The sequence below is a fragment of the Prescottella equi genome (assembly GCF_020171745.1).
Classification (GTDB): Bacteria; Actinomycetota; Actinomycetes; order Mycobacteriales; family Mycobacteriaceae; genus Prescottella; species Prescottella equi_A.
In genome coordinates this window covers 57,604-77,102 of the sequence record NZ_JAIVAH010000009.1, presented here as the reverse complement: position 1 = coordinate 77,102, position 19,499 = coordinate 57,604, and the positions used below count along the sequence as shown (strand labels likewise).

At 68.5% G+C, this 19,499-nt stretch carries 18 protein-coding genes; 10 read left to right on the top strand and 8 right to left on the bottom strand.

Annotation, left to right across the window (positions count from 1 at the left end; all coding sequences use genetic code 11):
- Nucleotide 1: 1 nt before the first annotated feature.
- Together LCL87_RS07080 and LCL87_RS07075 are read left to right on the top strand one after the other, a co-directional pair.
- Nucleotides 2–1,918, top strand: coding sequence for an FAD-dependent monooxygenase (locus LCL87_RS07080; protein WP_225018110.1), 1,917 nt, complete (start codon nt 2–4; stop codon nt 1,916–1,918).
- Complete coding sequence (locus LCL87_RS07075) at nt 1,911–3,143, top strand: MFS transporter (RefSeq protein ID WP_225018108.1); 1,233 nt, start codon at nt 1,911–1,913, stop codon at nt 3,141–3,143. The genes LCL87_RS07080 and LCL87_RS07075 overlap by 8 nt, the downstream gene beginning before the upstream one ends.
- A 10-nt stretch (nt 3,144–3,153) precedes the next feature.
- On the opposite strand, the gene LCL87_RS07070 is transcribed toward LCL87_RS07075, so the two are convergent.
- From LCL87_RS07070 to LCL87_RS07060, 3 genes are read right to left on the bottom strand one after another with little or no spacing between them, the layout of a single operon-like run.
- Nucleotides 3,154–4,437 (bottom strand): sigma-70 family RNA polymerase sigma factor, encoded by a 1,284-nt coding sequence (locus LCL87_RS07070; protein ID WP_225018106.1) that lies wholly within the window; start codon nt 4,435–4,437, stop codon nt 3,154–3,156.
- A complete protein-coding gene (locus LCL87_RS07065; protein ID WP_225018104.1) occupies nt 4,437–4,805 on the bottom strand; it encodes a YciI family protein in 369 nt (122 codons plus the stop codon). Before LCL87_RS07065 ends, LCL87_RS07070 begins: the two co-directional genes overlap by 1 nt.
- Before the next feature lie 42 nt (nt 4,806–4,847).
- The gene (locus LCL87_RS07060; RefSeq protein ID WP_225018101.1) at nt 4,848–5,492 is read right to left on the bottom strand and encodes a DUF998 domain-containing protein; all 645 of its coding nucleotides are present in this window, start codon (nt 5,490–5,492) and stop codon (nt 4,848–4,850) included.
- Nucleotides 5,493–5,697: 205 nt separating this feature from the next.
- Here LCL87_RS07060 and LCL87_RS07055 point away from each other — a divergent pair, with 205 nt between their 5' ends.
- The gene (locus LCL87_RS07055; protein WP_225018099.1) at nt 5,698–6,183 is read left to right on the top strand and encodes a hypothetical protein; all 486 of its coding nucleotides are present in this window, start codon (nt 5,698–5,700) and stop codon (nt 6,181–6,183) included.
- 10 nt (nt 6,184–6,193) lie between these two features.
- Here the strand turns inward: LCL87_RS07055 and LCL87_RS07050 are convergent, their stop codons facing one another.
- Nucleotides 6,194–6,907, bottom strand: coding sequence for an IclR family transcriptional regulator domain-containing protein (locus LCL87_RS07050; protein ID WP_225018097.1), 714 nt, complete (start codon nt 6,905–6,907; stop codon nt 6,194–6,196).
- 164 nt (nt 6,908–7,071) lie between these two features.
- On the opposite strand from LCL87_RS07050, the gene LCL87_RS07045 reads away from it, so the two are divergent.
- From LCL87_RS07045 to LCL87_RS07020, 6 genes are all read left to right on the top strand, one after another.
- Nucleotides 7,072–7,521 carry a nuclear transport factor 2 family protein gene (locus tag LCL87_RS07045; protein WP_225018096.1) on the top strand — a complete coding sequence of 150 codons (450 nt, stop codon included), beginning with the start codon at nt 7,072–7,074 and terminating at the stop codon, nt 7,519–7,521.
- Nucleotides 7,522–7,591: 70 nt separating this feature from the next.
- Nucleotides 7,592–8,428: an SDR family oxidoreductase gene (locus tag LCL87_RS07040; protein WP_225018094.1), complete on the top strand. Its 837-nt coding sequence runs from the start codon at nt 7,592–7,594 to the stop codon at nt 8,426–8,428.
- Nucleotides 8,421–9,233 (top strand): SDR family oxidoreductase, encoded by an 813-nt coding sequence (locus LCL87_RS07035; RefSeq protein ID WP_225018092.1) that lies wholly within the window; start codon nt 8,421–8,423, stop codon nt 9,231–9,233. Before LCL87_RS07040 ends, LCL87_RS07035 begins: the two co-directional genes overlap by 8 nt.
- Nucleotides 9,230–10,690 carry an FAD-dependent oxidoreductase gene (locus LCL87_RS07030; RefSeq protein WP_225018091.1) on the top strand — a complete coding sequence of 487 codons (1,461 nt, stop codon included), beginning with the start codon at nt 9,230–9,232 and terminating at the stop codon, nt 10,688–10,690. The genes LCL87_RS07035 and LCL87_RS07030 overlap by 4 nt, the downstream gene beginning before the upstream one ends.
- A gap of 108 nt (nt 10,691–10,798) precedes the next feature.
- Nucleotides 10,799–12,088 (top strand): MFS transporter, encoded by a 1,290-nt coding sequence (locus LCL87_RS07025; RefSeq protein ID WP_225018090.1) that lies wholly within the window; start codon nt 10,799–10,801, stop codon nt 12,086–12,088.
- A gap of 66 nt (nt 12,089–12,154) precedes the next feature.
- Nucleotides 12,155–12,643: a nuclear transport factor 2 family protein gene (locus LCL87_RS07020; protein ID WP_225018089.1), complete on the top strand. Its 489-nt coding sequence runs from the start codon at nt 12,155–12,157 to the stop codon at nt 12,641–12,643.
- Nucleotides 12,644–12,748: 105 nt separating this feature from the next.
- Here the strand turns inward: LCL87_RS07020 and LCL87_RS07015 are convergent, their stop codons facing one another.
- From LCL87_RS07015 to LCL87_RS07000, 4 genes are all read right to left on the bottom strand, one after another.
- Nucleotides 12,749–13,510: an alpha/beta fold hydrolase gene (locus LCL87_RS07015; RefSeq protein WP_225018088.1), complete on the bottom strand. Its 762-nt coding sequence runs from the start codon at nt 13,508–13,510 to the stop codon at nt 12,749–12,751.
- A gap of 128 nt (nt 13,511–13,638) precedes the next feature.
- Nucleotides 13,639–14,988 (bottom strand): MFS transporter, encoded by a 1,350-nt coding sequence (locus tag LCL87_RS07010; protein ID WP_225018086.1) that lies wholly within the window; start codon nt 14,986–14,988, stop codon nt 13,639–13,641.
- Between the two features lie 44 nt (nt 14,989–15,032).
- The gene (locus LCL87_RS07005) at nt 15,033–17,339 is read right to left on the bottom strand and encodes a cytochrome P450/oxidoreductase (protein ID WP_225018084.1); all 2,307 of its coding nucleotides are present in this window, start codon (nt 17,337–17,339) and stop codon (nt 15,033–15,035) included.
- Between the two features lie 342 nt (nt 17,340–17,681).
- Entirely contained in the window at nt 17,682–18,365 is a 684-nt protein-coding gene (locus LCL87_RS07000) for a helix-turn-helix domain-containing protein (RefSeq protein ID WP_225018082.1), read from the bottom strand.
- A 257-nt stretch (nt 18,366–18,622) separates the two neighbouring features.
- Here LCL87_RS07000 and LCL87_RS06995 point away from each other — a divergent pair, with 257 nt between their 5' ends.
- Nucleotides 18,623–19,198: a MarR family transcriptional regulator gene (locus tag LCL87_RS06995; RefSeq protein WP_225018080.1), complete on the top strand. Its 576-nt coding sequence runs from the start codon at nt 18,623–18,625 to the stop codon at nt 19,196–19,198.
- Nucleotides 19,199–19,499 lie beyond the last annotated feature (301 nt).

Here is a 19,499-nt window from a genome sequence, read left to right as displayed (position 1 = left end):
AGTGTCGACCTACTACCAGCCCAAGAAGTACGCCCCCTCGGCGTTCGAGTCGATGACGGCCACCGACGAGACGCTGCCCGTCGTCATCGTCGGCGCCGGCCCCGTCGGCATGGCCGTCGCGCTCGGACTCGCGCAGCGCGGCATCCCCGTCACGATCATCGAGGCCGCCGACCAGGTGTCGTTCGGCAGCCGCGCGATCTGCATCTCCCGCCACAGCCTCGAGGCCGCCGCGCGCCTCGGCTTCGGCGCCGAGCTCGAGAAGATCGTGCTGCCGTGGGTCGGTGGCCGCAGCTTCTACCGTGACCAGCAGGTCCTGCACTTCCAGATGCGCAACGCCGACCACGACGTGCGCCCGCCCATGATCAACGTCTCCCAGTCGGAGTTCGAGCAGATCATGGTCGACACGATCGAGGCGAACCCGCTCATCACGCTGCACTGGTCCGCGAGCATCGCCGGCGTGCTGCGCTCCGACGACGAGGTCACCCTCGAGGTCGAGTGCGCCGACGGCAAGCGCCACCTGCGCGCCCGCTGGGTCGTGGCCGCCGACGGTGGTCGCAGCCGCATGCGCGAGCTGGCCGGACTGCGTCTGCAGGGCAACAACTACGACGGTCGCTACGTCATCGCCGACATCCACTGGGAGTCGGAGCTGCCGGCCGAGCGCATGGTCTGGTTCGATCCGCCGAGCAACCCCGGCTCGACGATCATCATGCACAAGCAGCCCAAGGACATCTGGCGCATCGACTACCAGCTCGACCCGTCCGAGGACGCCGAGGTCGAGACGCAGGAGGACCGCATCCGGGACCGCATCACGCGGCACCTGGAGTGGTTGCAGAACGACCTGCCGTGGACGCTCGAGTGGCACGGCTTCTACAGCGCCCGTGCCCTCGCGCTCGAGGACTTCACGCACGGCCGCCTGCTGTTCGCCGGCGACGCCGCCCACCTGGTGCCGATCTTCGGTGTCCGCGGCCTGAACTCGGGCATGGAGGACGCCGAGACCCTCGCGTGGCAGCTGGCCGCCGTGATCCAGGGCAACGCCGGTGTCGAACTGCTGCAGGCGTACTCGGTGGAGCGTCACGACGCGTGGCGGCAGAACGTCGCGAACGCCGGCAAGAGCACGCTCATCATGTCGCCCGGCAGCCACGGCTACCTGACGACCCGTGACGCGATCCTCGCGCTGGCGGTCAACCGCCCCGAGTTCAGCCACCTCATCAACCCGCGTCAGTCCAGCGCCACCAACTCGCGGATCTCGCCGATCACGTGGCCGACCCCGGCCGACGTCGCGGGCGTCGCCGCGGGCGACCCGGTCGACGACCGTCGCGTGGTGACCGCCGACGGCACCGAGACGTCGCTCAACAAGTTGCGCGGCACCGGTTTCGCGGTCCTCGGCGTGAACGTCGATGCCGCCGCCCTCGCCGCCGCGACCGCGACCCTTGCCGGTGCGCTCGCGCCGGAGTCGGTGCGCGCCATCCTGATCGGCAGCGACACTTCCGACGCGTCCGTCTCGGTCGTGCCCGATGCCGACGGTGGTGTCGCGTCCGCACTCGGCGCCCGCGACGGTGAGGTCTTCGTGATCCGTCCCGACGGCCTGCTGCTGTGCCGCATCGACGGTGTCGGACGCATCGAGGACGTCGCCCGCCACCTGAGCCTGGGCGACGCCCCGGCCGGTGCCAGCGCCGCCGTCGACAGCGGACCGGCCATCGACCCGGCCGAACTGCGCCGCGAGAACGTGTGGATGGGCCTGTCCGACGCCCTCGACCAGGTCGGCGAGAACGACCGCGAGGGCTTCCTCGCCCGCCTCGCCCTCGTGCTCGGCTCGCAGGTGGGACAGCGCGAGTTCGAGGAGGCCATCGCGGCCGCCGCCGATCCGTCGCTCACCGTCCCGGCCGACCGGAACGCGGACGCCACCATCGGTGGCTGAGCAGGTCTCCACGACCGGGGCCGCACGGCAGACGCCGGCGGCCCCGGTCGCGTCTTCGTGGAGTGTCGTCGCGGTCGCGCTGCTCGCCGGTGTGCTCGCCGCCAGCCAGGTCGGCAAGGTCATCGTGGCGCTGCCGACCGTGCGCGACGACCTCGGGATGAGCCTGACCGCGGCGGGTGTGCTGCTGTCGTCGTACACGTTCGTGGGTGCGCTGCTGGGCAGTGCCGCAGGCGGATTCGTCGACAGGTTGGGTCGGCGCCGGATGCTGGCCCTCGCGCTGCTCGCCCTCGCGGCGGGCGCCGGGCTCGGTGCGGTCGGCCCGGGTACATCGGCGCTGCTGTTCTCCCGGGTCCTCGAGGGACTCGGCTTCATGGGCGTCGCGGTGTCGGCGCCCGCCACCATCACGGCGGCGGCCGGGGATCGACACCGCCGCTTCGCGCTGGGGCTGTGGGGCATCTATATGCCACTCGGACAGTTCGCGGCGATCCTGCTGGGCCCGTGGGTGATCGACGCGGTCGGCTGGCGCGGACTGTGGGCGGTCAACGCCGGACTGCTGCTCGCGTGCGCGGCCCTGGTGGTGGCGGTGGTGCCTCACGTGGCTGCGGTCTCGACCGCATCGGGCGGCGCGAAACCGTCTCCCGTCCGGCGTAATCCGGCCGCTGTGCTGCTGGCCGTCGCGTTCGGCACCTACTCGCTGCAGTACCTCGCGGTGATCGGGTTCCTGCCCACGATGTACGCGTCCGGCGGCTGGGCGGACACCTCGGCCGCGGTGCTCACGGCCCTGGTCGTCCTCGGGAACATCGTCGGCAACGTCGGCTCCGGCGTGTTGCTGCACCGGGGCGTGCGCCCCGGCACGCTGATCGCGGTGGCCGCGACGTCGATGGGCCTGGCCGCAGTCGTCGTCTACGCCGGCTGGGCGCCGTTCGGGCTGTCCTACGGCGCCGCAATCGCTTTCGCGCTCCTCGGCGGTCTCCTGCCGGCCGCCGTGTTCGCCGCCGTGCCCTCGGCCGCCCGCGGACCGCGCGAGATCGGCCCGGTCAACGGCCTCGTGGTGCAGATGTCGAACATCGGCTCGATCGTGGGACCGCCGACCGTCGCGTTCGTCGCCACCCATGTCGGGGGCTGGTCGATGAGCCCCCTGGTGCTGACGACCGCCGCTGTGGCCTCCCTCGCGGCCGGGCTCGCCCTGCGGGCCAAAGAGACCCGCCGACCTCGCGGCGGGTGACGACGGCGTTTCAGTCGTGCTCGTTGTCGTGTCCGCCGGCGCGGCGCTGCAGATAGCGGCGTTCGATCTCGTTGGAGGTGAGCTCGGCGGCCGCGCGGAACTGTTCCCGGGCGTGGTTCGTGTCACCCAGTAGATCGAGCAGATGTGCGCGAACCGCGTGGGCGCGTTGTGCGACAAGAGGATCGTCGGTGAGCCCGTGGACGCGATCGAACTCGTCGAGAAGTGCGATGCCGCGACGTGGGCCGAAGGCGTGTGCGACGGCGACGACTCGACTGAGGCGGACCGGCGTCGTGGGGTGTAGCCGCTCGAGCCACAGATACAGTGCTGCGATCTGGGGCCAGTCCGTGTCGGCCGCGGTCTTCGCGTCTGCATGGGTTGCGGCGATGGCGGCTTGGAGTTGGTACGGCCCCACACGATTGCGCGCCCAGGCCTGTTCGATCAGTCGGCTGCCCTCTGCGATCTGTCGCTCGTCCCACCGTGTGCGGTCCTGGTCGGTGAGGGTGACGAGTTCGTCGTCCGTGCCGGTGCGGGCGGACCGACGGGCATCGGTGAGCAGCATCAGGGCGAGCAGCCCGGAGGCCTCGGGGTCGTCGGGCAGTAGATCGCACAGCATCCGCGTCAGACGGATCGCTTCGACGGTGAGATCGGCCCGGGTGAGTTCGTCGCCTGCTGTGGCGGTGTAGCCCTCGTTGAAGATGAGGTAGAGCACGCGCATGACGGCTGAAGTACGTTGCGCGACATCCGCGTCGGCGGCGATCTCGAAGCGGGCTCCCGCCTTCCTCAACGTCTGCTTGGCCCGACTGACCCGCGTTCCCGTCGTGGATTCGGTGGCGCCGTAGGCGTGGGCGATCTCCGCCGTGGTCAGGCCGCCGACCGCCCGCAAGGTCAATACGACCTGTGAGGTTTCGCTGAGTGCCGGGTGACAGCACAGGAACAGCAGGTGCAGGCTGTCATCACGATCGTGAAGGACGGGCCCGGTCCGGTCGGGGTCGACGAGTACGGCGTTGCTGGACGCGACCTGCTCCTCGCGACGAAGGGTTGCCTGCTCGGACCGGATGAGATCGACCATCTTTCGGTAGCCGACGCGGATGAGCCAGCTCCGAGGTTCGTCCGGTATCGAGTCCTGTCGCCAGGTGCGACTCGCGGCGAGAAGAGCTTCCTGCACGGCATCCTCAGCCGGTTCGAATCTGCCGAAGCGGCGCACCAGCGCGCCGAGCACGTGCGGCGCTTCGGCGCGCAGCACGTCCTCGATGCGCCGCTCCCCAGTTCGCGCTGCGGGGGCCGGGTGCTCCATCAGGCGAAGTCGTCACCCATGATCGGTCGGATCTCCATCGGCTCGCCGAGGACTTCGACCATTCGGGCGACGATGTCGCGCGCACGCTCGAGGCTCGAGCAGTCGATGATCGCGAAGCTTGCGAGCACCTCCTTCAGTTCGGCGAAGGGGCCGTCCGTGGCAACGACTCCCGCATCCGTCTTCCGGACAGTCGTCGACACCACAGGGTGGCCCAGGCCCTCGCTCAGGACGAACTCACCTGTTTCGCGAAGCTCGGCCTCGAACTTCTGGTAGGCGGCGAACGCGGCCAGGGCGTCATCGCTGGGGACATCGGCGGTATCGGCGTCCCACGCATCCGCGGGGGTATAGCTGAGCAGCAGAAACTTCATCGCTCTCCTCCGTAGCTCGTTCTCTTTGGCAGCCTATGTGTTTCACAGCTCGCGGCGCAGTTCGAGCGAATACGCCGTGACCCACGTGAATGCGACCAGCCCGGTCGCCGCGATCTGGATGCCGGACTCCGGGGACATCGGCAGCAGCAAGACCACGGCGGTGATCCCGTGGCCCACTGCAGCCCATCGGCGTCGCGCGCGGAGCGAGCGGACCAGCAGTGCGATGCACGCCGCCGCGAGTGCGAGGAACGACAGGGCCGCTGCGGCCGAGTGGACGACGGCGTGCCACGACATGTCCGCCGCACCTGCCGGTGCCCCGATCGGGAATCCGTTCTGCGGGTCCATCGGGAAGCAGCCGGCAACGACGAACCCCGCCCCGAAGATGCCGAGGAACACCGGCACGACACGTGAACCGACACCGTCGGTCACGATGCGGTGGTGCGCGACAGCGAGGGCGAGCACACCCAGTCCCGCCAGTACGAAGGTGACCGCCTGAATCCAGCCGAGGTCGCCCGTCGCCAGCTGGCTGAGGGGGTGGATGCGAAGGTCGAAGCCGTCCCGGGTCAGTGCCTGCACCGTGGACGAGATGTAGAACAGCGGACCGACGCTCGCGGCGGCGGTGAGCAGGTGCCGTGTCTGCTCGGCCGATCGATGCGTCGCGTGCTCGTGAAGTGCCGTGGTGGCCATGATGTCCTCCGGTCGTCGTGTCCGCCCGTCCGGATTCGGACGGCTTTCACGGACACCACGGAGCCGGGATCGCTCCTTCGACATCACCGGACAGGAAACCGGCGAAGATTTTTCCGGTCCGGATGTCGAGAATCCGACCGCGGCTCCGAGGTTCCCACGAGAGCAGCCACTGAGACGCTGCTCCGAACCGGACAAGGAGCACATCATGAGCGACACCACCAGCAGCAGCACGGTCGGCGGCGTCGGCCGGAACGAGCCGCCGCTGCCCAGCGACCGGGTTCGAGCGCTCGACCGGCTGGTCGGCACCTGGGCGGTGACCGGGGGAGCGGCGGGCACAGTGCGGTACGAGTGGATGCCGGGCGGACACTTCCTCATCCAGCACGTCGAACTCGAGCAGTACGGCGAGCGCGTCGACGGGTTCGAGGTGATCGGGCACCTGCATCCGTTCGGAGAGCCGGTCGGCGACGAGATCGTCTCCCGGTTCTACGACTCGGCGGGCAACACCTTCGACTACGTCTACGAACTCGAGGGCGACACCCTGACCATCTGGGCCGGCGCGCAGGGGAGCCCGGCGTACTTCCGAGGCAGCTTCGACGACGGCGATCGAACGATGACCGGCGACTGGGTGTACCCGGGTGGCGGCGGATACTCCTCGACGATGACGCGTCGACAGTCGCCGGCCGCGCCGTGATCGGTGTCGGTCAGCGCAGCAGCAGCGCCCCCAGTCGTCGGGCCGCGGCCATGACGGCCTCGCCCAGCTTCTGCTCCTCCGACGAATCGAACACCGAGACACCGATGCTCACCAGGTCGGCCGGCCGCCGGTTCGGCAGCGTGGCCGAGATGCCCGTGACCGAGTGAGTCACCTCCCCCGAGGTCACCGCGAACCCGCGCTCGCGGGCACGCGTGACCTCGGGGCGTTCGCCCTCCCGCGGCGGTAGCGCCGCGAGCATCGCCAACCCCGCCGACCCGCGGTTGATCGGGTCGATCTGACCGGCGTTGAAGCCGACGTGCGCGCGCGAGTTCCGCGGCTCGATCACCATGAGCGCGCGGACCGAGTCCTCGCCCTCCCGGACCGCGAGGTGCGCGGTCGCCTCCACGGAATCCGCCAGTTCCTCGAGGATCGGACGCGCGAGTTCGCGTAGATCCTGCTCCACCGAGCCCGCCAGCGTGACCAGTCCCGCGCCCAGCAGGATCCGCTTGCCCTCGGTGCGCCGGCACAGCCGGTGCGCCTCGAGCGTGCGCACCAGGCGATCCGCGACCGTGCGGTGCACGCCGATGCCCTCCGCGATCTCGGTGACCGTCAGCCCGTACTTGTGCTGCGTCAGCAACTCGAGGATCTCGAGCCCGTTGTGCAGCGTCTTCGACATCCGCGAATCGAGCTGGACGCCGCCCGTTCTCCCAGGACTTTCGTTCATTTGTTCATCGGAACCGACCGAGGCCATGGATCCCTCCCTTGACGCGTGTGAGGCGAGACACCTACGCTTCATCTTAATCGCACTATGCGTTCGATTATCGCACACATGGCGGGGGCGGTGCAATCCCGATCGGGATGCGCCGGAGAGTGACCGAGGAGTTCGTCATGACAGGGATCGAGAGCCGCGCCGAAGTCGGTGCAGTCGCGATCGTGGAGATTCACCAGCTGTACGGCCGGCAGAGCCACCTCATCGACGAGGGGCACGCGGCCGAGTGGGCGGCCACGTTCACGGCTGACGGCGAGTTCCACTCGCCCAGCTACCCGGCGCCCGTCGTCGGGGCGGCCGCGCTCACCGAGTTCGCCGACGCGTTCTTCACCAACGCGTCCGTCGCGGGGGAAGCGCACCGGCACGTGATCACCAACATCGCCGCCGAGCGCGTCGGCGACGACGAACTCGAGGTCCACGCCTACCTGCAGATCGTCGCGACCCGGATCGGCGGGGAGTCCCGCCTGGTGCGGTTCACCACCGTCACCGACCGGGTGGTGCGAGAGGACGGCCAGTGGCGCATCGCGCGCCGCGCCGTCCGGCGGGACGATCAGGCCCCGCAGTCCTGACACCTCGGGGCTCGACGAACGAGCATCCCGAATCTTTTGCAGAACATTGTTTTTGGAGGAACACCCGATCATGACCGAAACCGCTGACACCCAGAACCCCGGCCGCACCGACGCGTCGCTGATGACCGTGCTGTACCCGGAGATGGCCGGCAAGGTCGCTGTCGTCACCGGCGCCGCCCGCGGCATGGGCGCAGCCTTCGCGGCCGGTCTCGCCACCCGCGGCGTCAACGTCGTCGGTGCCGACATCAACGAAGAGCAGATGACGGCCACCGCGGACGAGATCAACGCCGCGCTCGCCGCGAACTCGGTCGCCGAGACCCCCGGCCGCGTCGTCGGTGCCCGCATCGACGTCACCAAGGCCGACGAGCACGAGGCCCTCGCGCAGACCGCGCTGAAGGAGTTCGGCCGCATCGACTTCTGGATCAACAACGCGGGCATCTTCCCGTTCGCGCTGGTCGACGAGATCTCGCCCGAGCAGATCTCCGCGGTCCTCGACGTCAACGTCGAGGGCGTGCTGTTCGGCGCGCAGGCCGCGTCCCGCCACATGACCCAGGGCGGCGCGATCGTGAACATGTCGTCGGTGTCGGCGCTGCGCATCCGTCGCGGTCGCGGCGCGTACTGCACGTCCAAGGCGGCCGTCGCACACCTCACCGAGTCGCTCGCGGTCGAACTGGGCGACAAGGGTATTCGCGTCAACGCGATCGCTCCCGGTTACATCGACACCGAGATGACCCGCTGGGTCCGCGAGGATCCTGCTGCACTCGAGCACGCGCTGAACGTGGTTCCGCTGCACCGCCTGGGCTCGCCCGAGGAGGTCTTCGGGCCGCTGCTGTTTTTGCTCTCGGACAGCGCCCGCTACGTCACCGGCCACTCCATCGCCGTCGACGGTGGTTCGCGCCATGTCTGAGTCGATGGGTCGTTCCGCAGGCTCCACTCCTGAGACTTTCCCGAACGTCGTCCTGGTCACCGGCGCCGCCGGCGGCATGGGCGCCAACCACGCGAAGGCGCTCGCCGCCCGCGGTGTGCACGTGTGCGTCGCCGACGTCGCGGACACCTCCGCGGTGATCGCCGAGATCGAGGCCGCGGGCGGCAGCGCGTCGGCGCACGAGCTCGACGTCGCGGACTCCGCCGCATGGACCCGCGTGATCGACGAGATCCGCTCCACCAAGGGCGAACTCGGTGGTCTGGTCAACAACGCCGGCATCAGCCGTCGGCGCGAGTTCATGGACACCCCGGACGACGTCTGGGAACTGACCATGCGGATCAACCTGTTCGGCCCGTTCTACGGGATGAAGGCCGCCGCACCGCTGATGCGGGAGAGCAGCGGCGGATCGATCGTCAACATCTCGTCGATCTCCGGTCAGGTCGGCTACTTCTCGCCGGCGTACGCATCGAGCAAGTGGGGACTGACCGGGCTGTCGAAGTCGGCGGCCGGACAGTTCGCGCAGTGGGGCATCCGGGTGAACTCCGTGCACCCCGGACTGGTGGGCACCGCTCTCGTCGGGGGAGCGGACGCCTTCGTCAAGGCCTCGCTGGAGAGCATTCCGGCCGGACGCATGGGCACCGTCGACGAGATCACGAACGCGGTGCTGTTCCTGCTGTCCGACCGGTCCACGTACATGAACGGCAGCGAGGTGACGGTCGACGGCGGCCTGGTGTCCAACGGGCTGTACCACCGCATCCTCGCCGAAACGGGAGGAGTCCTCTCATGAGTGAAGACAACTGGGACGTCGTCGTGATCGGCGGCGGCGGAGCGGGACTCGCGGCCGCGGTGTCAGCGGCCGAGCAGGGCGCGTCGGTGCTGCTGTTCGAGTCGCAGACCGAACTGGGCGGCTCGACGCAGCTGTCGGCGGGCCTGTTCACCGCCGCCGGCACCAGTGTCCAGCGCGGCCTCGGCATCGAGGACACCGCCGAGAAGTTCTTCCAGCACTACATGGACCTCAACCACTGGATGCTCAAGCCGGGTCTGGTCCGCACGTTCTGCGAGAACGCCGGCCCCACGCTGGAGTGGCTCATCGGTCTGGGCGTGGAGATCCCCGCCCGGGAGTCGGCCAACGCGCACATGCCGGGCCTGGCGCAGGCGGGTGTCGAGGACGTCTGGCGCGGTCACGTACCCAAGGACCAGGGCTACGGGCTGGTCCAGGTGCTCGACAAAGCGCGCCGCGACCGGGGCGTCGAGGTGGTCATGAACACCCGAGTGCAGTCGCTGCTCGTCGAGGACGGCCGGGTCACCGGTGTCGTCGCCGACGACATCGAGGTCCACGCGTCGGCCGTGGTGATCGCCAGTGGCGGCTTCGCGCAGAACAAGGATTTGGTCGACCGGTTGTACCCGTTCGCGAACCGGGGCGGCGACTCGCTGTTCGTCGTGGCCGCCGAGGGCAGCCAGGGTGATCACCTCGCGTTCGGTGAGCAGGTCGACGCATCGGTCACCGGCGAGGGCTGGGGCCTGATGCTGCCCACCGCCTACTTCCAGCGGTACCACCACTGGCAGTCGGGCTTCCCGCCGAAGTCGCGGATCTACGTCAACGGTGACGGCCGTCGGTTCATGGACGAGGACGCGTCGTACGCGGTCTCCACCGGGATCATCGACGCCCAGCAGGGTGGGGCCTGGGTTGTGTTCGACGAAAAGGCTCGCGTGAATCTTCCTGTGGGCTATACTGATTGGGCTCCGGAGCGGATTCTCGAAGAGGCCGACTCCGGACGTACGCTCCGAGCCGACTCGCTCACGGATCTCGCCGGGGCGATGGGTGTGCCGGCCGACGCTCTCGAAGCGGCCGTGGCGCGCTGGAACGACCAACTCCCGAACGGTGTCGACGACGACTTCCTGCGTCATCGCACCCTCGCGAACAAGGGATCGACCGCCAACCCGGACCCGATCGGTGAGGGCCCGTTCTACGCCGCCCGGTTGCTGCCTGCCGAACTCGTCTGCACCCATGCGGGCGTCGAGATCGACAGCAATGCATCCGTTCTGGATCGGACCGGTCGTCCTGTCGACGGACTCTTCGCGGCCGGCGAGGCCGGGGCCGGCATCCTCGGCCTCCGGTACGTGGGCGGCGGCAACGCCGTGGCGAACGCCCTCACGATGGGCCGGATCGCCGGAATAGGCGCCGCGCGCACCGCACGCGGCGAATCGACGACACCGACGGCACTGACAACTGCAGGAATCTGACACCGAGCGTGTTGCGCACCAGACACTTACAAAGGACCATCCATGCCAACGAACGATATTGTGGAGCCCGCGGTTCGTAACCCCGAGCCCGCCCGAGGACCGGATCCCGTGCAGACAGAGACCCAGCCGAAGCAGTCCACCGTCAAGGTGGTGCGTGCGGCCATCGTCGGCACCGTCGTCGAGTACTACGACTTCGGTATCTACGGCTACATGGCGACCATCATCGCGTCGCTGTTCTTCGTCTCGGAGAACGACACCGCGGCCCTGCTCGGCACGTTCGCGACGTTCGCTGTCGCGTTCTTCCTCCGGGTGCCCGGCGGCATCTTCTTCGGCCACATCGGTGACAAGTACGGCCGCAAGAATGCCCTGTCCTGGACCATTCTGCTGATGGTCATCGCGACGGCGGCGATGGGCATGATGCCCACGTACGTCACGCTCGGCGTGTGGGCGACCGCGATCCTGGTGCTGGCCCGCTGCCTCCAGGGCTTCGCGGCCGGCGGTGAGCTGGGCGGCGCCAACGCGTTCGTGTCGGAGTCCGCTCCGGCGAAGTGGCGCGCGTTCCAGACCTCGATGGTCAACTCGGGTACCTACCTCGGCTCGCTCGTGGCGTCGCTGACCGCGCTGGCGCTCACCTCGGTGTTCACGCACGACCAGATCATGTCGTGGGCGTGGCGAATCCCGTTCCTGCTCTCCGTCGTCATCGGCGTGATCGGCATCTGGATCCGCAACCACATGGAGGACACCCCGCAGTTCAAGGAACTCGAGGACAAGGGCGAGACCGCCAAGGTGCCCGTCAAGGAACTGCTCACCAGTTCCGGTCCGGCACTGGTGAAGATCATCTTCCTGGGTGCGCTCATCACCGGTGGCTACTACATCGCCTCCGTGTACGCGGCGACGTACCTGCAGAAGGCCGGCGGCCAGTCGTCGACCGTCGCGTTCCTGTCCACGTCGCTGGCACTGGTCCTCGGTGTCATCACGCTGCCGATCGCGGGCTACCTGGCCGACCGCTACGGCCGCAAGCCCGTGCTGTTCACCGGCACCATCGCCGCCGTCGTCCTGGGCGTCCCGATGTTCATGCTCATGGCGGGCGGCAGCATCTGGCAGGCCGTCCTGGGCCAGTCGGTCCTGTTCATCGCGGTGTCGGTGGTCAACGGTGCGTCGTACGTGACGTACGTCGAGATGCTCAAGGCGTCGGTCCGCTACAGCGGTCTCGCCCTGGGCAACAACATCACCAACATGGCCCTCGGTGGCACGGCCCCGTTCATCGCGACGTGGCTGATCGACATCACCGGCAACAACCTCGCGCCGGCGTTCTACTTCGTGTTCTGTGCGCTGCTCACCCTCGGTGCGATCTTCTTCGTCAAGGAGACCAAGGGCATCGAGCTCCGCGTCGACTAGTCCGGACCCGTCGGGCCCCGCCGGTGGCGACACCGGCGGGGCCCGTTCGTACGAGAGGAGACGAACATGTCGCTCAGCGACAAGCAGGAGATCACCGAGGTCCTGTACCGCTACGCACGCGCGGTGGACCGCAAGGACTTCGCCCGGGTGGCCGACTGCTACTTCCCGGATGCGATCGACAACCACGGCGGCTACATCGGCACCGTCGACGGTCTGATCGCGGACATGGAGTCCCGGCACGCGACCATCGACTCGTCGCTGCACTACGTCACCAACGTGTTGATCGACCTCGACGGCGACACGGCGAACGTCGAGTCGTATTGTTTGTGTTACCTGCGGCAGGCGCCGCAGGTTCCGGGCGGCCCGCAGTCGCGGGCCACCGTCAAGTGCCGTTACGTCGACCGCTTCGAGCGGCGCGACGGCGAGTGGCGCATCGCGAACCGCATAGTCGTGTTCGACGAGTCCGTGACCGACGAGATCGTGGACGCCCTGTCCCCCTCCTGGGTTCGATCCCGTCGCTCGTTCGAGGACCCGGTCTTCACCGGGAAGCCCTGACCGGCAACATCTCCGGGTCCTCGAACCCCGACAGCGCCGGCACCCCGTCTGCGGGGGTGCCGGCGCTGTCGTATCCGTCTGCCCGCCGGGTGACCCGGCGTCGACTCAGCTCAGCTCGGAGAGCACGGCCTCGATGCTGGTGATCATCGCGACCGGGGCCTCGAACATCGCGTAGTGGCCGGCGTTCGCGAGGACGTCCAGCTGGCACTGCGGCAGCTGCGCCATCCACGTCGCCTTCATCGTCTCGGCGCCCAGTGCCGGATCGTGCTCGCCGACGATCGCCTTGACCGGGATCGACGTCTGCGGCAGCGCGTCGACGAAATCGGCTCCGCCCCACGCGCGCAGGTAGGCACCGAACGCCGGCCGCGTCGTGTGGTCCACCGAGAACTGCGTCATCTGACGCAGCCACGTGGCCGACTGCCGGTTGCCGGTGGTGAAGTCGAGGATTGCGTAACGGTTGCCGTCCTCGTTCTCGGCACCCGTGAACAGCGCCTGGCTGTCGGCGTCGAACGGGACACCCGACGCGGGCACGGGGGAGATGCCGATGACCGCGGTCACGCGCTCGGGGGCGTCGGCCAGCACGCGCAGCGCGGCGGCGCCACCCATCGAATGACCGATCAGCGCGAAGCGGTCCCAGCCCAGCTCGTCGGCGAGGGCCAGGGTGTCCGCCGAGATCTCCTCGAGGGTGTACTCGCCGGCCTCGTCCTTGCGGGCACCGTAGCCCCGGTAGTCGATGAGCGCGTACGTGTAGGCGTCGGTGTCGACGAGCTCGGGGAGCATGCCCCAACCCTCGGACGTGCCGAACCAGCCGTGCAGCGCGATCACCTTGACCGGGCCGTGACCGACGAGCTTGTGTGCGATGGTCATTCGAAGTCTCCTGTCTGTAACTACCGTCGTCGAGTATGCCGAACGAGTCGGGCCCCGGCCCGATCCCACGCGGGAGATCGGACCGGGGCCCGGTCGTCAGGTCGGATCCGCAGACCCGGGGGTCGAGATCACTCGACCGCGTCGAGGTCGACGCCCTTGGTCTCCCGGCTCAGCAACAGCGCCACCACGGTGATCGACATCGTCACCACCAGGTAGCCGACGACCGTGCCGACACCGTAGTTCTCGATCAGCCAGACCGCGATGAACGGGGCCGGGGCGCCCGCGATGATCGACGAGCCCTGGAACACCAGCGACGAGCCGGCGTAGCGGTAGCGGGTCGGGAACAGTTCGGTGATCCACGCGGCCTCCGGGCCGGCGAGCATGCCGTGGAAGAACGCGCCCACGCACACGCCGAGCCAGAGCATCGGCAGGCTCTCGAGCTGGACCAGCCAGAAGAACACCGGCGCCCACACCACGAGGATGATCGCGGGCACGAGCATCGCCTTCTTGCGGCCGACGCGGTCCGACCACGCGCCGCCGCCGATCATGCCGACGAACTGGAACAGCGACGCGAACGTCACGGCCAGGATGATGTCGCCGCGGTGGAAGTCGAAGTACGTGGTGGCGTAGGCGATGACGAAGACCGTGTACACGTAGAACGCGATGTTCTCGCCGAGGCGCATGCCCAGGCCGATCAGCACGGCGCGCGGGCTGCGCAGCGCCTCGAGGATCGACGAACGTTCCTGCGTGGCAGGCGCCTTCGCGGCCTGCTCCTGTGCGGCCTTGAAGACCGGGGACTCCTCGACGCCGCGGCGCACCCAGAAGCCGACGATCAGCAGCGGGATCGCGAACAGGAAGGCCACACGCCAGCCCCACTGGTCGAACGCGTCGTCGCTGAGGAAGAAGCCGAGGACCGAGACGATGACGGTCGCCAGCACCGTGCCCATCGGGGCTCCGGCCTGCGGCCACGACGCCCAGAAGCCGCGCTTCTTCGGTTCGCCGTACTCGCTGACCAGCAGCACCGCGGCACCGAACTCGCCGCCGAGCGCGAAGCCCTGGATCATGCGCAGCACCACCAGCAGGACCGTGGCCCAGATGCCGATCTGGTCGTACGTCGGCAGCAGGCCGATCGCAGCCGTCGCGGTGCCCAGCAGGATGAAGGTGGTGACCAGCATCGGCTTCCGGCCGAACTTGTCGCCGAGGTGGCCGAACACGATGCCGCCCAACGGGCGGGCGATGAAGCCGAGACCCTGCGTCGCGAGCGCCAGCAGCAGCTTCGCGACGCCGTCGTCACCGGGGAAGAACAGCGGGCCGAGGACGGTCGCGGCGAGGATGCCGTAGATCGCGAAGTCGTACCACTCGAGCACGGCGCCGGCCATACTGCCGGTGAGGACGCGCTTGAAACTGGACTTCGGGGGCTGGTCGGTGGTGGCCGAGCCCGGCGGCACGGCGGCCCCGGTGACGGTCGGAGATCCCATGACGGATCCTTTCGGGTGCTGGAGAGATTCTGGGGGAGGGGGGATCAGAGCGCGAGGCTGATCTTCTTGCCGCACGCGCGTGAGCAGCAGGTCATCATCGACTTGTTCTGTGCCCGTTCGGTCTTGGTGAGCACCATGTCGCGGTGGTCCACCTCGCCGTCGAGGACGGGGGCTTCGCACGATCCGCACAGCCCCTCCTCGCAGTCGCTCTGGATGTCGATGTTCGACGCGCGCAGGGCGTCGAGCACCGTCTGGTCGGCCGCGACCTGAATGGTCAGGCCGGAGTCACGCAGTTCCACCTCGAACGCGTGCTCGTTGGCGGGGTCGAGCGTGGCCAGGTTCGACGTGAAGTGCTCGACGTGCAGCGAGTCCTCGGGCCAGTGCGCGGTGGCCTCCTCGAGCGCGGCGAGCAGCCGCTCCGGGCCGCACGAGTAGATCTGGGTGCCGTCGGCCGGCGTCGCGAGCAGCGCCGGGATGTCGAGGCGGTTGCCCGCGGCACTCGAGTGGATCTCGACCTTGTCGCCGTGATCGGCGGTCAGCCGGTCGAGCAGCGCCATCGTCGCGACATCGCGTCCGCAGTAGTGGATCTCGTAGTCCTTGCCGGTGGCCTTTGCGTGGTCGGCCATCGCGATGACCGGGGTGATGCCGATACCGCCCGCGACGAAGACGTAGCGCTGCGCGTCCGGGTCGAGCTTGAAGTGGTTGCGTGGGCCGCGCATCTTCAGCGTGTCGCCGACCTGCAGGGTGCGGTGCACGTAGCGCGATCCGCCGCGGCTCTCGGGCTCCTCGAGCACCGCGATCTCGTAGTGCGACAGGTCGTTCGGGTCACCGCACAGCGAGTACTGCCGCGACAGGTCGCCCAGCTCGACGTCCACGTGCGAGCCGGGGGTCCACTTCGGCAGCGGCTTGCCCGATGGATCCGACAGCGTCACGCGCACGACGCCGTCGGCGGCCGGGGTGATCGCGTCGACCGAGACGGTGCGCGAGATGTTGGTCTTCGACGGCTCGCCGATCTTGACCGGCTGGCGGTCGTCGAGGATCGACGGGTCGGAACGCTCCGGGTTCTTCGCCGGGTCCCACTGCACCAGAACGTGATCCGGGCCGCGGAACGAGGTATTGGGCAGGTAGGTGAACTCCTGGTCCGGGACCAGTTCCATGTGCGGGAGACGCTTGGTGAACTCCTCGAGGAAGATCTGCATCTCCATGCGGGCGAGGTTCTTGCCCATGCACTGGTGGCTGCCGTACCCGAACGTCAGGTGATCGCTGGAGTTCTCGCGACGGATGTCGAAGTCGTCGGCGTTGTCGAAATGGCGCTCGTCGTGGTTGGCCGACGACGTGACGATCAGCAGCTTCGCACCCTTCGGGATGTCGATGCCGCCGATGGTGGTGTCGTCGGTGACCAGGCGGCGCCACGCGGCGACCGAACCGGAGTGGCGCAGGCACTCCTCGACGGCGTTGGGGATCAGGCTCGGATCGGCGACGATCTCCTCCCACACGCTGCGGTTCTCGAGCAGCAGGCGGAAGGCGTTCGCGGAAGCGTTGGCCGTGGTCTCGTGCGCCGCAACGATTCCCGCCATCATCATCGAGTGCAGGTAGGAGTCGGTGACGACGTCGGGCTGCTCCTGCTGGACCCGGATGCCGAACGGCATCCAGCCGTGGCCGGACGGATCCTTGCGCATCTTGTCGAGCACCGTCCCGGCGTACTGCCAGAACTTGCCGACCGCCTCGGCGACCGCGACCTGCTCCTCGACCGCGGGCCGGCCCCAGGTGTTGACCGTGTGCGCGATCGAGTAGCTGCGCAGCTCGTCCATGTCCTCCTCGGGCACGCCGAGGAAGTGCAGTGCGACGGTGAGCGGGACCTCCCACAGCATCTCGTCGACGAGGTCGGCCCGGCCGGTCTCGATGAACCGGTCGACGTACTCGCGGGTGAGGCGACGGACCATCGGCTCGTGGTGGACCAGTTCCTTGGGGGTGAACGGATCCATCAGCACGCGACGGCGCGGCATGTGCGCGGGCTCGTCCTCGTTCACCATGGTGCGCGCCATCGCGTAGTCGTACTTCGCGAGCGTCGCCGTCGCCTCGTCCGAGACCGGGGTGATCTTCTCGAGCGCGATCGACGGCGAGAACAGGATGTTGTCGCGGAAGACGGCCTTGACGTCCTCGTACCGGGTGATCACCCAGTAGCCGAGCTCGGGGCTGTAGAACACCGGCTCCTCGTCGCGCGACCAGCGCAGCGACGAGGCCGGGTCCACCTGGTACGGGCCGGTGAAGGGGTCGAAGGCGGCGGCATTCGCGGAAACCGGGCAGCCCGTGCTCTGCAGGGCTGCGTGGTCGATCGGGCACACGCTCATGACTTGCATCTCCGTCTGAAGTGAAACTGGCGCCAACTGCGCATTTACGAATAGTGCACACCTTGTATCGGTGAGCGAACTTCGCACAGAGTAAGTGCGGTCACATTCGGGGTCAAGTGCGGCCCCCGTAACGACGTAAGTGGTCTGTAACTACCGGGCCTGAGCTGGCCGAATGCCCGCGCCGCCACCGGGATTCACCGCCCCGGCTCCCCGCCCCCTCGCGTTTTGCGCACTTAGCGCGAGTCGAGGGCCGGGGTTTGGCGCGTCAAGTGCGCAAAACGCGAGAAGCGGCACCCGCGAGGTGCGGGTGCCGCTGGGTGGTGCTCGTCAGGTGGGTGCCTGTCAGACGGTGATGAGGCGCTCGATGTGGCGGGCGGTGCGCTGAACAGCGCCGGCGGCCCGGTCGGTGTCGAGGCCGTCGATCGCGACGACGCCGATGCTGCGCTCGAGCCCGGTGGTGGCGCCGACGCCGTCGGGCAGGCAGATACCCGTCGCGATGCCGACCGCGCCGTGCTCGAGCTGTCCGCGGGTGAGGCTGAAGCCGTCGATCCGCGCCTGGCAGACCTCGTCGGAGTCGTTCGGCTTCTCGGGGCGCATCGCGAGGATCGCGATTCCGGCGGCCCCGCGGTCGAGGGGGTGGCTACTGCCGACGCGGTAGCCGACCCGCAGCAGTGTCGCCTCGGGCTCGGCCACCATGATCACGACGCAGTTCTGCCCCTGAGCTGCGGAGATGAACGCGGTCGCGCGGGTCTCGTTGGCGAGCGAGTGGAGAAGGGGCTGGACGTCGCCGGCGAACTGCGGTTCGAACCGCGAGGCGAGGACGGCGGCGCCCACGCCGAGCCGGATCCGGCCGTCGGCGGTGCGGGCGACCAATCCGTGCGCCTCGAGCGTGGCGACGATCCGGTAGCAGATGGCGCGGTGCACATCGAGTTCGCGGGCGAGGTCGGCCACCGAGATGCCGGCTGCGGACTGTGCGACGACGTCGAGTGCACGCAGCCCACGGTCCAGGGTCTGCAGTGTGCTCATGTTCATCCTGTTCGGGGGGTCGTCGCGCCCGGTTCTGGGCGACACTTTCGCTGGTCTCGGTCCTTTGTACAGACTTTAAGCTGCGTATGGGTAACCCGTTGGCGCACAGGGCCGAACGGGCGCGGCGAAGATCCGCCGGGAGTGAGTGCGGCGCCACAGAAGCGTCGCCAACTAGTAAATAGATATACTAATTGGGTGGAGTCTGTACGACGTTTTGAGCTGCGCGAGCCGCTGCGCAGCCGCGATAGGCTGGCCGAATGAACGGCGACGAGGGGCGCAGCGCGCAGGCGGCGGAGGGTTCGGCGACGCCGGCGCCCGGGTCGCTCGACTTCTGGTCCTTCATCGACCTTGCCAATACGCGTCTGAGCACGGAGTTCGGGTCCACCCATCATTTGGCCACGCAGGTTTTACTGACCCTGAACCGGGCGGCGAACGTCGTCACCTACGACCTGGAATCGTCGGTCCATCGCCCGCGTGGCCTGTCGTGGTCGGCGTTCCGGCTGATGTTCGTCACGTGGCTGGCCGGGCCCATCGAGCCCAAGAGCGCCGCCAAGCTCACCGGTATGAGCCGCGCCGCCGTCTCCAACCTGGCGAAGACGCTGGTCGCGAGCGGTCTGATCGAGCGGTCGCCGGACGCGCACGACGGCCGGTCGGTGCAGTTGTCGCTCACCGAGCAGGGGCGTGCCGAGATGGCCGCGACCTACCGTGAGCACAACGAGCGCGAGTACGCCTGGGCGAGTGTGCTCACCGAGGCTGAGCAGCACATTCTCGTGATGCTGCTCGACAAGCTGATCACCAACCGCAGCCAGTTCGACGTCCGCGGCCGCAACTAGAACCGCCGCCGCTCCCACGGCATCTCCCTCTTTCCCGCCTTCCCGCGTTTTGCGCACTTATCGCTGCGCCGGGGTCCCTCTCCGCGCGTTAAGTGCGCAAAACGCGGGGTGGGCGGGCGTGGAGGCGCGACAAGTGCGCGAAACGCGGGGGGTGGGTGAGGAGAAGACCGCTCGTGTGGTTGCGCTCACGCCCCGAAACTAGTTAATCTGTTTACTAACCTCGGAGAGGGACCGGCGGCCGTGACCACCACAGCCGCGCTGCTGTCTCGCCGACGGTGACGACCACAGCCCGAGATCGGGC

Excerpts from the sequence above, each read along its gene's own strand:
- LCL87_RS07010 (WP_225018086.1), bottom strand. The coding sequence starts at position 14,988 with ATGGGATCTCCGACCGTCACCGGGGCCGCCGTGCCGCCGGGCTCGGCC.
- LCL87_RS07045 (WP_225018096.1), top strand. The coding sequence starts at position 7,072 with ATGACAGGGATCGAGAGCCGCGCCGAAGTCGGTGCAGTCGCGATCGTG.
- LCL87_RS07035 (WP_225018092.1), top strand. The coding sequence starts at position 8,421 with ATGTCTGAGTCGATGGGTCGTTCCGCAGGCTCCACTCCTGAGACTTTC.
- LCL87_RS06995 (WP_225018080.1), top strand. The coding sequence starts at position 18,623 with ATGAACGGCGACGAGGGGCGCAGCGCGCAGGCGGCGGAGGGTTCGGCG.
- LCL87_RS07060 (WP_225018101.1), bottom strand. The coding sequence starts at position 5,492 with ATGGCCACCACGGCACTTCACGAGCACGCGACGCATCGATCGGCCGAG.
- LCL87_RS07055 (WP_225018099.1), top strand. The coding sequence starts at position 5,698 with ATGAGCGACACCACCAGCAGCAGCACGGTCGGCGGCGTCGGCCGGAAC.
- LCL87_RS07015 (WP_225018088.1), bottom strand. The coding sequence starts at position 13,510 with ATGACCATCGCACACAAGCTCGTCGGTCACGGCCCGGTCAAGGTGATC.
- LCL87_RS07005 (WP_225018084.1), bottom strand. The coding sequence starts at position 17,339 with ATGAGCGTGTGCCCGATCGACCACGCAGCCCTGCAGAGCACGGGCTGC.
- LCL87_RS07065 (WP_225018104.1), bottom strand. The coding sequence starts at position 4,805 with ATGAAGTTTCTGCTGCTCAGCTATACCCCCGCGGATGCGTGGGACGCC.
- LCL87_RS07020 (WP_225018089.1), top strand. The coding sequence starts at position 12,155 with ATGTCGCTCAGCGACAAGCAGGAGATCACCGAGGTCCTGTACCGCTAC.
- LCL87_RS07070 (WP_225018106.1), bottom strand. The coding sequence starts at position 4,437 with ATGGAGCACCCGGCCCCCGCAGCGCGAACTGGGGAGCGGCGCATCGAG.
- LCL87_RS07000 (WP_225018082.1), bottom strand. The coding sequence starts at position 18,365 with ATGAGCACACTGCAGACCCTGGACCGTGGGCTGCGTGCACTCGACGTC.
- LCL87_RS07050 (WP_225018097.1), bottom strand. The coding sequence starts at position 6,907 with ATGAACGAAAGTCCTGGGAGAACGGGCGGCGTCCAGCTCGATTCGCGG.
- LCL87_RS07030 (WP_225018091.1), top strand. The coding sequence starts at position 9,230 with ATGAGTGAAGACAACTGGGACGTCGTCGTGATCGGCGGCGGCGGAGCG.
- LCL87_RS07040 (WP_225018094.1), top strand. The coding sequence starts at position 7,592 with ATGACCGAAACCGCTGACACCCAGAACCCCGGCCGCACCGACGCGTCG.